The sequence below is a fragment of the Planotetraspora silvatica genome (assembly GCF_016863315.1).
In the GTDB taxonomy this organism is placed as follows: domain Bacteria; phylum Actinomycetota; class Actinomycetes; order Streptosporangiales; family Streptosporangiaceae; genus Planotetraspora; species Planotetraspora silvatica.
Map to the genome: position 1 here is coordinate 1 of NZ_BOOQ01000037.1, position 12,939 is coordinate 12,939.

Below are 12,939 nucleotides of genomic sequence, written 5' to 3' on the forward strand. Positions count from 1 at the left end.
CACCCGCAGTGCCCACCCGCAGTGCCCACCCGCAGTGCCCACCCGCAGTGCCCACCCGCAGTGCCCACCCGCAGTGCCCACCCGCAACGTCACCCGCAGTGCCAAGCGTGACGGGACCGGGACCTCCCATCCATGCACTGCCGATCCTGGGATGAGCGCCCCGGGAAGTAGAGGGGGTCGTATCCAGGGATCGGGAGGACATTCCTCCCGTCGTCCGCGACCGCGACGGTGGGTGCATGAGTACGAAAGCACTGAGTGCGTCAACCCACTGGATCGGCGGCGAGGCCGTCGCCGGAACCACCGACCTGATCGACGTCGTCAACCCGGCGACGGGTGAGGTCGTGTCCCGGGTTCCGTCGGGCACCGCCGCCGACGTCGACCGGGCCGTCGCCGCCGCGACGGCGGCCTTCCCCGGGTGGGCCGCCACGGACCCGGCCGAACGCGCCGCGGTCGTCGGCCGCATCTCCGAAGGCCTGCGGAACCGGCTCGAGGAGATCGCCACCACGATCACCAGCGAGATGGGCGCTCCCATCACACTGTCCCGGCAAGGGCAGGCAGGTCTGCCGATCATGGTGGCCGCCACCTTCGCCGGACTCGCCGCCGGTTTCAACTGGACGGAGGAGATCGGCAACTCGCTGGTGGTGCGCGAGCCGATCGGCGTCGTCGGAGCCATCACGCCGTGGAACTTCCCCTTGCAGCAGATCGTCTCGAAGGCGGCGCCCGCGCTGCTGGCCGGTAACACCGCGGTTCTCAAGCCGTCGGAGATCGCACCGCTGACGGCGGGGATCCTCGCCGAGGTCGCCGCCGAGGCGGGACTGCCCGCGGGCGTGTTCAACGTCGTCCACGGCACGGGGCCGGTCGTCGGCGAGGCGATCGCGGCGCACCCCGGTGTCGACATGGTGTCGTTCACCGGCTCCACCCGGGCGGGCAGGCGGGTCTCGGCCGTCGCGGCGGAGACCGTCAAGCGGGTCGCGCTGGAACTCGGCGGCAAGTCCGCCAATGTGATCCTCGACGACGCCGACCTGGCCCAGGCCGTACAGCACGGCGTGGCGTTCGCCTTCTCCAACGGGGGGCAGGTGTGCGGCGGCTGGCCGCGGATGCTCGTCCCGGCGTCGCTGCACGACGAGATCGTCGAGCTGGCCGTGGCAGCCGCCGCCGAGTACACCGTCGGAGACCCGGCCGACGAGGCCACCCGCCTCGGCCCGATGGCCTCGGAGGCGCAGCGCCGGCGGGTCGACGGCTACATCCGGCGGGGCGTCGCCGACGGGGCCACGCTCGCGTTCGGCGGGCCCGGGAAGCCCGACGGGTTTCACGAGGGCGCGTACGTCCGGCCGACGATCTTCACTCATGTGGCCCCGGACGCGGTGATCGCCCAGGAGGAGATCTTCGGGCCCGTCCTGACGATCATTCCGTACGTGGACGACGACCAGGCCGTCGAGATCGCCAACAGCACGATGTACGGGCTCACCGGGGCGGTGTTCGGCAGCGAGGACCGCGCGCTCTCGATCGCCCGGCGGCTGCGCACCGGGCAGGTCGACGTCAACGGCGGTCAGTGGAATCCGCTCGCGCCGTTCGGCGGATACAAGCAGTCCGGCAACGGCCGCGAGTTCGGCCGTTACGGTATCGAGGAGTTCCTCGAGACCAAATCCATCCAGCGCTGACCTCCCGACGGCGGCACGTGAGCGAGCCGTCGGCGTCGTACGCCCGGCCGGGGCATCGGGTTGAATGAAGGCCTTCTGTTAACAGCGGCAGCCCTCGGGGATCGAAATTCCGACGTGACGGAGCGTTGCCGGAACACTCCAGTCGTCGGCTTCACACGCACTATCTGGCGAGGAGAGCTGGACATGGACCGTGACGAGATCCTTTCTTGGGTGGAGGCCGAACGGCTCAGCCTGGCCGATTTCCTCGATGACCTCGACGATCACGAGTGGAAGCAGGCATCCCTCTGCCCCGGCTGGACGATGCACGACGTGGCCGCCCACCTGACGACGTCCGCGCGCACCGTGCCGATGCGCACAGCGCTCCTCGACACGGCCAAGGGTGTGATCCGCGCGCGTGGCGACTTCAACCGGATGATCGCCGACCAGGCACGGGAACGGGCGGCCAGGTTCGGGCCGGCGGAACTCGTCGCGCGGTTCCGCGAGACGGCGGGCTCACCTCTCCGCGATCCCGGTTCCCGTCCGCTGGACCCGCTCGTCGACGCGCTGGTGCACGGGCAGGACGTCGCGCGACCGCTCGGGCGCGTGCGGGAGATGCCCGCGGAACGGGCGATCGCGGCGCTCGGCCGCGTCCTGGGCACCGGCTTCTACGGCGCTCCCAAGCGCCTGCGGGGCACGAGGCTGGTCGCCACCGACACGGACTGGTCGGCGGGTGACGGCCCCGACGAGGTCCGAGGGCCGGGAGGTGATCTGCTCCTTCTGGCGACCGGGCGAGCCGCGGGGCTCTCTGGCGTGTCCGGACCGGGGGTCGAGCGGATCGCGGCCAGGCTGTAGGCCGCTGAGGAGGAGCCGTCGCTCAGGCCTGCGAGCGTCTGAGACCGCGGTGATAGTGCGGCGATAGTGCCGCAGAACCCGCGCGGCCGACACTCCAAGTGGTCATGGACTGCGGTCCTTCACACCACAGGGAGTCATGATGCGGCACAAGCAGAGCGATCGGCATCAGCGGATGGCGGCAGAACCGGAGGCCGCCGAGACCGGCGGAGCGGTGGCCCTGTCCTTCGCCACCGGCGTGGCGGTCGCGCTCGTCTCATCCGGACACCGCCGGCAGCGACGGCCCGGGCTCCTCGTTCTGGACCCCGGGCACGAGGACTGTCCGGACCACACGCCGACGCGGCTGCCCGGGCCCCTCGCCCGGCTGCGGATGCTCGGCGCGGCTCTTCGAGTGATGCTGCACCGGTCGGCACAGTGGCGAGGTGACGGCGGAAGCGGTGTGACACTGCGGGCGGATCACCTGACGGGCCCAGGAGAGACGCCGGCGAGCTTGGCCGGGTTCATGACCCACAGGATCTGCTCGATGCCCCGCGCGGAGGCGCTGATGGTCACGAAGGCGGTGACGGTGTCACCATGCGAGATCAGTACGCCCGGCCGTCCGTTCGCCTCGACCCAATCGATCGTCGTGCCCGGCCAGAACCGTGGCGCGAACGCCTTCATGAACTTGGCGACGCGGGTGCGGCCGAACACGGGTATCCGCGAAGCACCGCGGACGGCGCCCCCACCGTCCGAGTAGTTGCTGACGTCCGCGGCGAAGAGCTCTTCCAGGACGGCGAGGTCGCCTGTCTGGGCGGCGGCCAGGAAGGCCGTCAGGAGGCGCCGATGCGCGGCCGAGCTCACCGGAGTGCGGCGCTCGGCGGCGATGCGTTTGCGCGCGCGGCTGACGAGTTGCCGGGTGTTCGGCTCGCTCATCTTGAGGATGGCCGCGATCTGGCCGTACGGGTAGTCGAACGACTCCCGCAGGACGTATGCCGCTCGTTCCGTGGGCGAAAGTCTCTCCAGCAGGAGCATGACCGCGAGTTCCAGCTCCTCGCCGCGCTCGGCCCCGGCTTCGGGGTCGGCGCTGGTGTCCACCGGTTCGGGAAGCCAGGGGCCGATGTACGTTTCGCGCCGCTTGCGAGCGGATTGGGCGACGTTGATCGCCAATCGGGTCGTCGCCGTCGCAAGGAAGGCGGCGGGGTCCAGCACCGCCGTCCGGTCCGTGGCCTGCCACCGAACCCAGACCTCCTGCACGATGTCCTCGGCATCCGCCGAACTGCCGAGCATGCGATACGCGATGCCGAAGAGCCGAGGACGCAGGCCGAGGAAGACCGAGGCGGCCTGATCGAGCGAACTCTCCGCCTCGGGGTCTCCTGATGGCATGATCGCGACCGCCTCCCCCGTTCTCGCGCCCATTCCAGCCTACGGAAGGGGAACGGTGCACATTCACCGGCGTCGTCGGCGGGCCTGGAAATCCCGTCGCGGAGGGGCAGTGCGCGCGGCCCCCTGCCAGGAAGGCCCCCGCATGGTCATCGCCGCTCACGATGGTCCGTGGATCGTCACGGCTGAACCGCGACGTAGCGGGCCAGGGGGAGCCGCAACACGAAACGCGCGCCGCCTCCGGGGGCGTCCTCCACGTGCAGGGTGCCGGCGTGGGCGTGGGCGATGTCACGGGCGATGGCCAGGCCGAGGCCGGTGCCTCCGCTACGGCGGCAGCGGGCGGAGTCGAGCCGGGCGAAACGTTCGAAGACGCGTTCGCGGTCCTGCGCGGGGATGCCGGGTCCGTCGTCGGTGACGGTGAGTTCGGCGAGAGCGTCGTAGTGGCGCACCTGGACCTGGATCGACTGCCGGGCGTGCCGCCGGGCGTTGTCGATCAGGTTGGTGACCAGTCTCCCCAGGTACGAGGGGGCCGCGTGGACGGTGACCGCGGGCGCGGTCCGCAGCCGGATCTCGGGGCTGCCCGCCCGCCGGATGGCATGGGTGCGGACCGTGTCGGTGAGATCGACGGCCTGGTGCTGGAGGTGGGTGCCGGCCGCGACCTGTGCGAGCAGCAGGAGGTCGGCGGTGATCGCTTCGAGCCGGTCGACGTCATGGAGCGCGGCTTCGAGGAGCCGGGGCAGGTCGGTCTCGCCGGGATGCAGCAGTGCCTCCTCCAGCTGTGCCCTGAGCCCGGCGAGAGGAGTGCAGAGTTCGTGCGCGGCGTCGGCGGTGAACCGGTCCTGCTGGGCCGGCCACCGGGTGGGCGCGGTCGAGGTCATCTTCACTCCTTCGAAAGTCCGGATGATCGGCGTGAACGGCCCGTCCGAAACGGTCACCAGCTAAGACAGGGCAGCCCTCGCGTTCGTGACAGGCCGTGATTGTTCCTTGAGCCCGTGAGCCCGTGAGCCCTGTGAGCGACGCCGGGCGCGCGGGCGGCCGTGGCCGGCAGGCGCCCGTCGTCGCAGGTCGGAAGGTGTTTGTAGCCTTGGCGCCATGGGGAACGTCGTGCCGGCCGATGCCGATCTGGTCCGAGAGGCGCAATCTGGCGATGTCCACGCCCTCGGCCTGCTGCTGGCCCGGCACCAGGCGGGCATGCGCGCGGTCGCGCTGAGCATTCTGGGGTACGGCCCCGACGCGGAGGACGCCGTCCAGGAGGCCGCCCTGATCGCGTTACGCCGTATCGGGGACGTCCGTGATCCGGCCGCGCTGGCGCCCTGGTTGCGGGCGGTCGTCCGCAACGCCTGCCGGATGCAGATCCGCACCAGGACGCCGGTGCCCGTCGGAGATCTCGAAGCTCTGGCGCCGCCCCGTGACGAGCTCGATCTGGAACGCCTCCTGGACCGGTACGCCATGCGGGACTGGGTCTGGCACGCCGTCGGGGAACTGTCGCCGGATCTCCGGCTCGTGATGATGTTGCGCTACTTCACCGAGGTGACGGCCTACCAGCACATCGCGGAGTTGTGCGCGATTCCCGTCGGCACGGTACGCAGCCGGCTGAGTCAGGCGCGGGCCAAGCTGTCCGAGGCCCTGCTGGCGACGGCGAGCCGGGCCCACGACGACGTCACGGCGCTGACCGACGCGTGTCGCAGAGAGGCCGAGGAGACGCTGCGGGCCGCGCATCACGGCTCGTTCGCCCAGGCGCTGGCGGCGCTCTGGTCGCCGGAGGTGGAGGTGACCTGGCCTCAGGGCAAGCGCACGAAAGGTTTCGACTACCTGGTGACGGCGATGGAACGCGATCTCGGTGACGGCGTACGGCATCGCCTGGCGAACGTCGTGGCCGGTCGCGAGATGGTCATCTGGGAGAACGACCTGATCAACCCGCCTGACGATCCCTTCCACTGCCCGCCCGCGGTCGTGTGGGTGAACTTCCTCGAGGCGGGCCGGGTCCGGAGGGTCAGGCTGTTCCACCCCGTCAGGTGACGGCGTCTCACGGTCGCGACGCCGACCTGGCGAGCCACGGAGGCCCCCGTATCGCAGCGGATTTCGCCGGTAATCGAACTTTTCGCCTGATCGATGCATCTTGCGGGTGTCAGGTTCCACGGCGGGCGTCAGTCATCCGGGACGTGCCGCAGCAACCCAGCAAGGAAGATCATGTCGCGAGCAGAGCCGACCGCTCTCGCCGAAGGCGCCGAGGCGGAATTCATGTACCAGTACGAGTCGAACATGCCGCCGGCCACGCGGTCCGCGTTCGGGGTCACGACCACCCGCATCGGCGGAGGCGTCGCCCTGTCGATGCGCCGGGATCCGACGGGCTACTGGAGCAAGGCGCTCGGATTCGGCTTCGACGAGCCGATCACCCCCGATCTCGTCGACCGGGTGGTGGATTTCTACCGCGGGGAAGGCAGCAGGGGCGCCGGGATCCAGATTGCTCCGTCCGTGTTGCCGCCGGACTGGGACGACATCCGGGCCAGGCACGATCTGCGACCGGGGGCGCAGATCGTGAAGCTGTGGTGCCCGGTCGACGCCTTCAGCCCGGGGCAGACCGGGATGCGCGTCGGGCCGGTCGGTCCCGACGACGCGGCGGAGTGGGCCTCGGTCGTCCTGCGCGGGTTCGGCATGCCGCCGGAGGGCGTCGCCGAGATGCTGACGGCCAGCGTCGGGCACCCGGACTTCCGGCCGTTCGCGGTCTGGGACGGTGACGCCTTGGTCGCCGGCGCCAACCTCTTCGTCGACGGCGAGGTCGGCTCGTTGAACACCGGCTCGACACTGCCCGGTCACCGCAATCGTGGGGCGCAGTCGGCTCTGCTGGCGGCTCGTGCCAAGGAGGCCGCGAACGCGGGCTGCCGATGGCTCGTCGCGGAAACCGGGCGGCCCGCGGAAGGCGAGACCAATCCGTCGCTGAACAACATGCTCAGGGCCGGGATGCGGCAGTTGTACGTCCGGCGGAACTGGATCTGGCGGCCGGACGCCGCGGAGTCGGAGGAAGCACGTGACGTTCAACGCTGACCTCACGCCGGGTGTGTTGGGGCCGTCTCAAACGGCATGAACGACGGCCTCCGACGGCGACGCGGGTGTGATGTCGAGGGTGCCGCCCGGGCGGGCAGCGGGTCAGGCGTGGACGAACATCGGTGTGAGCGAGACCTGGAGAATCAGCTGCCCGTCGTGGATCTCGGTGGCAGGGGTGTCGCCGAGCGCGTCGATCACGGTGGCGGTGGAGGCGGGCCAGGGCCAGGTCACGGTGACCGGTGGTTCGTCCTCCCCGTCGAACATGTCCCGGTGGTCCCACAGCACGAGCAGCGGCCCGCGGCCGGTGCGATCGACCTGGAACGCGTAGAGCGTGGGCCGGTCGGCGACCTCCACGCGGGTCACGCGCCGCACCCCCGCGAGCTGCTCGGCCAGCAGGGCGAACGTGTCCGCCGCCGGGTGCCGGGCGCTGAGTGAGGCGCCCTGGTAGTCGAGCAGGGCGAGCTTCCCGAACATCAGGTGCATCACCTGACGGGAGTCGACCGGTCCGGGGACCTCGGGCGCGAGATTCCAGTACACGGTGCGGCGGACGCCCTCGGCCAGAGTCAGCAGGTTGCACATGACGAGCTGGCGGCAGTTGATCCGGTGTCGCCTGGCCTCCAGGTCGGCGGGGCAACCGGCCAGGAACATCTGCAGCTTCGGCGGCAGCTGAGACATCCGGTCGTACAGCGCGGTCATGGCACGCCGCTCGGGAGTGTCCTGGCCCGCCCGTTCGATGAGTTCCCCGGTGCTCTGCGTCGCGGGGACGTCAGTGAACGCGCTCGCGAGCGTCTCGTACATGACCGCTCCGGCCTCGGGGAACTCGAACGGCACCGGCGCGGCGTACTCACCGACCACGATCGGTTTGAGATAGCCGTGGGCGCGCATCAGCCGCCTGGCGCTGTCGAGGCTCGCCGGGACGGTGGAGGCGTCGCCGTACAGGTGCACGTCGAACAGGTCGAAGGCGTCCCGCCCCGCGGACACCACGTGATCGAAGAACCGCCGAGCGGCGCTTCCGTCCTCGCTGCTGAACACGTCGTAACCGCAGCCGCCGAGGACGACGGCGGCCGCCGGGTCGGCGTCCTTGACGGCGGCGTACATGGTCTCGAGCTGCGCGACGTATTCGGCGGAGGTGCCGGCCCACAGCAGGTCGGTGTTGCTCGGCTCGTTGTCGCACTGCCAGTAGTGGACCCGCCCCGCGCAGTGGCGCACCACCTGACGGACGAATTCGCCATAGGCGTGCAGGTCGTGGGCCGGGGACGGGGGGAGGAAGTCGGTCGGCTGCGTGGTCGCCCACGGCGAGCTGGAGCACAGAGTGACCCACACCTCCTCGTCGCCGTCCAGCTGGTCCAGCAGCGCGTCGACGGTCTCCCAGATGTAGCGGCCGGGTTCCGGCTCGACCTGGCCCCAGTACACATACACGCGCACCAGCTGTGCCCCCAGGGAGCGGGCCTGGGGGACGAACTCGTCGGGTTCGCCGAACAGGCCGTAGCTGATGCCGCGGACGACGCCCAGCCGGATGCCCGGCGGGTCGAAGGAAGCGGTGGCGGTGGTGATGTCGGACATGGGGGAGCCTCTCCGAAGGAAGTTTACGTCATATACGTTGAATATATAACGTATACTCTGCGCATGCGCGAGTCCGATCCCGACCCGATTCAGTTGATCTGGACCCAGGCCCCACCGCCGCCACGGCAGCGGGCGCTCGGCAGAGAGGAGATCGTCGCCGCGGCGATCGCCCTCGCGGACGAGGCCGGCCTGGACGCGATGACGATGAAGGCGATAGCCGTACGGCTCGGGGACTACTCACCGATGGCGCTGTACCGCTACGTGCACAACAAGGACGGCCTCGTCGACCTGATGCTCGACGCCGCCACCGCCGAGATCCCGCTGCCCGCGCGGCCCAGTGGCGACTGGCGTTCCGACCTGTACGGCCTGGCCATGGACAGCCGGCGGATGACGCACAGGCATCCCTGGTACGCGCAGTTGGTCCACACCCGTCCCCCGGCGGGCCCGCACATGATGCGCCGGCTGGAGTTCATGCTCACCGTGCTCACCGGGGAGGGGGCGACGGTCGCCGCGGCGATGACCTACGCGGTCCTCGTCGACCGGCACATCCTCGGCAGCGGGCTGCAGGAGGCCGAGGAGGCGCGCCTCGACCGGCGCTACGGCCTGGACGACGGCGCGAAACTGGTCGCCGCCATCGGGACCCTCCACGGACTGGCCGTCGCGGACGGAGGCGTCCCGCACCTCGCCGACTGGCTCGCGCGGCCCACCGGGTTCACCCCCGACGAACAGTTCGCCCTCGGGCTGGACTTCCTCCTGGACGGCATCGCCGGCCGGTTGGCGGGGCCGCCGGAAGAATGACCGCACGTCGGCGTTCGTGAGCGGGTGGCGTTTCGCCGGGGGCTCATTCGCCGTCCTGCTCCGCCTCCACGTACACCCAGGCGTCGAGGCCGGAAAGCAGGGTCACCCGGATGCGGGTGTAGTCCGACACCTCGTATTCGTCGGCCGCGGCCAACTCCGACGCGGAGATGTCGAAGACGGTGCCCTGGACCTGGTCGGCCGGGTCTCCCGTCGCCGTCACGATCGGATGCCAGGCGACGCCGCTGACCGCGACGACCTCGGGATCGGTGACCTCCACGATGGAGGTCCGATAGCCGGGCAGGGCGTCGGGCCGTCCCTCCAGCAGCCGGCCGAAGTTGGCCGTCTGCACGGCGGGATCCTGCAGGGTGCCGTAGGAGAACAGCCGGACGTCGCGCTTGTCTTCCGTCATGAGGACATCCGTACCATCTCCTCGGCCCGCGTCGCGGCGGGACCCTTCGCTCGACGGGGTGTGATCGAGCCGATCCGGGTTCGGTGCGCGAGCGGAGTGCCCGAATCCGGCGTTCGGAGTGCAGCGGCGGAAAAAGTGCTCTGTGCAGCGGGAATACGACCCAAGGTCGTCCGCTTGTAGGTCCCGACGCCGTTTTGCGGGCACCGGGGAAGCTGGTGAAGATGGAAAAGTCCCTGCCGGATGTGATGGGCGACATATGCGATCCGGAGGAGAGCAGGGTCGCGTTCGTGCGTGACCTCTTCGGGCGTCTCGGCGAGAAATGGTCGATGCGAGCCCTGGACGAGCTCGCGCACGGTCCCCTTCGATTCACGGCGCTCATGAACGCCCTTCCGGGAATCTCGCATCGCATTCTCACTGTCACGCTGCGAACGTTGGAGAGCGACGGCATGGTGAGCCGGACGGCCTATCCGGAGACACCGCCGCGCGTCGAGTACGCACTCACGCCGTTGGGCGAGAGCTTTCTCTGCCGCGCCCTCTCCATGGTCGCCTGGGCACAGGACCACCAGCAGGAGATCGAAACCCACAGGGCCGCTCGACGCTGAGCCGGCCCTGTCGGGATCGATGTCTTCGCCGATCAGATCGTCAGGACGAGCGAACCCGTGGTGCGCCGCGACTCCAGGTCACGGTGGGCGCGTGCGATGTCCGTGAGCGGATACGTGGTGATGACCGTTTCACCGAGGTCACCGCCGGCGACAAGCTCGAACAGGTCGTCGGCCAGCGACCGCCGTTCGTCATGATCGGGCACGAGCGCGTCGAGGCTCGGCCGGCTCACCGTGATTCCCCTGCGGGAGACCAGCTCTTCGTCCACGGCCGGCCGGCCGGAGGAGGCGCCGAACAGGACGACGGTGCCGTTCTCCCTCACCGCGCGGAGGGAGAGGCCGACGGTGTCCCGCCCGACGCCGTCGAACACGGCGTCCACGCCCCTGCCGCCCGTGATCCGCTGGATCTCGGCGACGACGTCCCGGCCTGAATCCAGGGCGAAGACGTGATCGGCCCCGTTCGCCTCGGCTGCGGGGATCTTGGCCGTGGAGCCGACAGTGCCGATGACAGCGGCCCCCGCGGCCGTGGCCCAGCGGATCAGCAGGGACCCGACGCCGCCCGCCGCGGCGTGGACCAGGATGACGTCTCCCTCGCCGACCGGGTAGGCCTTCGTGATCAGCGCCCCGGCGGTGAGGCCCTTGGCCGTCATGGCCGCGCCCTGTTCGTAGGTGATCCCGTCGGGGAGGCGGAACAGCGACGACGCCTGGATCAGCCGCTTCTCCGCGTTGGCGCCGGGCATCGACGTGTACGTCACGCGGTCGCCCACCTTGAAGGCGGTGACGCCGGGACCCACGGCCTCCACGTCACCGGCCGCTTCGAGTCCGATCGTGACGGGGAAGCCGCCTCCGCCCACGGCGCCGGAACGGAACGCCAGGTCGATGTAGTTGACGCCGATGGCTCGCTGGCGCAGGCGTACCTCACCCGGCCCCGGCTCGCCGACGTTCTCCTGCTCCGCGGTGAAGGTGCCGGCGTCGCCGAAGGCGTACTGGTGGATGACGAGGCTCATGGGAGCACTCCTTTCATTGATGGGGATCACACGCCGTGGCGGGCGAAGAAGGCGAAGAAGGCCGACGCGATCGCGGTGATGCCGCTGACGACGAACACGACGGACAGTCCCGCCGAGTCGACGAGGATGCCGCCGAGGCCAGAGCCGATCGCGATGGCCAGTTGCATCACCGTGATGAAGATCGCGGAGGCGGCCTCGGGGGTGTCCGGAGTCGCCGTCAGCATGTGGGTCTGCAGTGCGAGCGGGACGAGGCCCCAGAGGATGCCCCAGGCTCCGATCAGGACGCTGACGACGACCGGCGCCCCGGCGAGCGCGGGAAGCAGGGCGAGGACGATGCCGAACGCGGCGGCGGCGCCGCCGAACGCCAGCATGCGGTTGCGCTCGACCAGGGCGGGGCCGGCCAGCGTGCCGACGATGCCCGCGAGCCCGTAGCCGATGAAGAGCAGGGTGGCGAAGCCGGAACCCAGATGGGCCTTCTGCAGCAGGAACGGCGTCACGAAGGTGGAGGCCGCGAACTGTCCCGTAGTGGCGACTCCGCCGGCGACGAGGATCGTTCGCGCGATCGGAACGCGGAATACCTCTCCGAGATGGGCGAAGGTCATCCGGCCTGCCGCCGTGATCGCCGGCAGGACCGCCAGTTGCCCGATGACGATCAGAACGGCGAGGACGGCCGATGCGGCGAACGTGAGCCGCCATCCGATGAGATCGCCGAAGAACTGCCCGGCGGGAAGACCGATGACGGTGCCCGCCGACAGGCCCGCGAGGATGATCGACGTCGCACGTGTTCCGGCCTGCGGGCCGGCCAGCCGGAATCCGAGTGAGGGCACCACGGCCCAGAACCCGCCGATCGCGACGCCGAGGAACACCCGGGCCAGGACCACGACGCCGAAGTCCGGCGCCACGGCCGCGACGGCGTTCGACAACAGGACGAGGACGCCGAGGGCGACGATCAACAGGCGGCGGTCGAGGCGGCCGGCGCCGACGATGACCAGCGGCGCCGCGACGGCGGCGCTCAGACCGGGGACGAACACCATGAGTCCCGCGGTCCCGAGTGACACGTCCAGGTCGCGGGAGACGTCGGGCAGGAACCCGACGGGGGTGAACTCGGTGGTCACGATGATGGCGGCGCCGAGCGCGAGCGAGAACACCCCCAGCCAGGCACGTACCGACGGGCAGTCGGGTGGTGGCGTGTCGACGGCGTGAGTGGCTGTGAGATCTGATGCGCTCAAAGGACGGTTCCCCGGTTTCACGACAACTGTTTGACCTCACCGGGAACACGCCGGTCCGGCTCGAATTCCCTTCGGCGCCGCCGCACCTTTTTGTTCGTGACGCACAAGAAGGGAAGAAATCCGGTGGCGTCGTCAGGCACCGAAAAGTGCGTGACGGCAGGGAAGCCGCGTCTTCTGGAATCAAGGACACATGCGTGATCTCGATCAGTCATCCCTGCACAAGCCGGGAGCGTGACGCCGGTCACGCCGCCCGGGAGCTTGATCCAGGCAATGAAAGATTTATAGAAATATGCCGATATGGGAATAGCGTCGAGCGCGGGGTGATGCGTCGGAATTCATCCGTGATGCTTAGCTATCCGACACTTTCCGATCTGCCGCCCCTCGGGATGAAAGACTGACCCGAGATATCGGAAACGCGGCGGTGTGACCTGCGACATCGGG

The 12,939-nt window shown here is 69.8% G+C and carries 13 protein-coding genes; 7 read left to right on the forward strand and 6 right to left on the reverse strand.

Annotated elements, in window-relative coordinates:
* Positions 1–236 precede the first annotated feature (236 nt).
* On the forward strand, positions 237–1,661 hold the full coding sequence (locus Psi02_RS26300; protein WP_203978339.1) for an aldehyde dehydrogenase family protein: 1,425 nt from the start codon (positions 237–239) through the stop codon (positions 1,659–1,661).
* Positions 1,662–1,844: 183 nt separating this feature from the next.
* A complete protein-coding gene (locus tag Psi02_RS26305) occupies positions 1,845–2,492 on the forward strand; it encodes a maleylpyruvate isomerase family mycothiol-dependent enzyme (RefSeq protein ID WP_203978340.1) in 648 nt (215 codons plus the stop codon).
* A 453-nt stretch (positions 2,493–2,945) separates the two neighbouring features.
* On the opposite strand, the gene Psi02_RS26310 is transcribed toward Psi02_RS26305, so the two are convergent.
* Together Psi02_RS26310 and Psi02_RS26315 are read right to left on the reverse strand one after the other, a co-directional pair.
* A complete protein-coding gene (locus tag Psi02_RS26310; RefSeq protein ID WP_203978341.1) occupies positions 2,946–3,851 on the reverse strand; it encodes an RNA polymerase sigma-70 factor in 906 nt (301 codons plus the stop codon).
* Positions 3,852–4,027: 176 nt separating this feature from the next.
* Complete coding sequence (locus tag Psi02_RS26315; RefSeq protein WP_203978342.1) at positions 4,028–4,726, reverse strand: sensor histidine kinase; 699 nt, start codon at positions 4,724–4,726, stop codon at positions 4,028–4,030.
* A gap of 214 nt (positions 4,727–4,940) precedes the next feature.
* Between Psi02_RS26315 and Psi02_RS26320 the strand changes: the two genes are divergently transcribed.
* Positions 4,941–5,867, forward strand: a complete 927-nt coding sequence (locus Psi02_RS26320; protein ID WP_203978343.1) for an RNA polymerase sigma factor — start codon at positions 4,941–4,943, stop codon at positions 5,865–5,867.
* Between the two features lie 171 nt (positions 5,868–6,038).
* Entirely contained in the window at positions 6,039–6,893 is an 855-nt protein-coding gene (locus Psi02_RS26325) for a GNAT family N-acetyltransferase (RefSeq protein ID WP_203978344.1), read from the forward strand.
* 102 nt (positions 6,894–6,995) lie between these two features.
* On the opposite strand, the gene Psi02_RS26330 is transcribed toward Psi02_RS26325, so the two are convergent.
* Positions 6,996–8,456: a hypothetical protein gene (locus Psi02_RS26330; RefSeq protein ID WP_203978345.1), complete on the reverse strand. Its 1,461-nt coding sequence runs from the start codon at positions 8,454–8,456 to the stop codon at positions 6,996–6,998.
* Positions 8,457–8,519: 63 nt separating this feature from the next.
* Here Psi02_RS26330 and Psi02_RS26335 point away from each other — a divergent pair, with 63 nt between their 5' ends.
* Positions 8,520–9,254 carry a TetR/AcrR family transcriptional regulator C-terminal domain-containing protein gene (locus tag Psi02_RS26335; protein ID WP_203978346.1) on the forward strand — a complete coding sequence of 245 codons (735 nt, stop codon included), beginning with the start codon at positions 8,520–8,522 and terminating at the stop codon, positions 9,252–9,254.
* Positions 9,255–9,297: 43 nt separating this feature from the next.
* Here Psi02_RS26335 and Psi02_RS26340 read toward each other — a convergent pair whose 3' ends face one another.
* Positions 9,298–9,663, reverse strand: a complete 366-nt coding sequence (locus Psi02_RS26340; RefSeq protein ID WP_203978347.1) for a gamma-glutamylcyclotransferase family protein — start codon at positions 9,661–9,663, stop codon at positions 9,298–9,300.
* Between the two features lie 221 nt (positions 9,664–9,884).
* On the opposite strand from Psi02_RS26340, the gene Psi02_RS26345 reads away from it, so the two are divergent.
* Positions 9,885–10,265 (forward strand): winged helix-turn-helix transcriptional regulator, encoded by a 381-nt coding sequence (locus tag Psi02_RS26345; protein ID WP_203978348.1) that lies wholly within the window; start codon positions 9,885–9,887, stop codon positions 10,263–10,265.
* Positions 10,266–10,297: 32 nt separating this feature from the next.
* Here the strand turns inward: Psi02_RS26345 and Psi02_RS26350 are convergent, their stop codons facing one another.
* Positions 10,298–11,269, reverse strand: coding sequence for a quinone oxidoreductase family protein (locus Psi02_RS26350; protein ID WP_203978349.1), 972 nt, complete (start codon positions 11,267–11,269; stop codon positions 10,298–10,300).
* Positions 11,270–11,295: 26 nt separating this feature from the next.
* On the reverse strand, positions 11,296–12,498 hold the full coding sequence (locus Psi02_RS26355; protein WP_203978350.1) for an MFS transporter: 1,203 nt from the start codon (positions 12,496–12,498) through the stop codon (positions 11,296–11,298).
* Between Psi02_RS26355 and Psi02_RS26360 the strand changes: the two genes are divergently transcribed.
* Positions 12,489–12,896, forward strand: a complete 408-nt coding sequence (locus Psi02_RS26360; RefSeq protein WP_203978351.1) for a hypothetical protein — start codon at positions 12,489–12,491, stop codon at positions 12,894–12,896. The two genes, Psi02_RS26355 and Psi02_RS26360, sit on opposite strands and share 10 nt — an antisense overlap.
* Positions 12,897–12,939 lie beyond the last annotated feature (43 nt).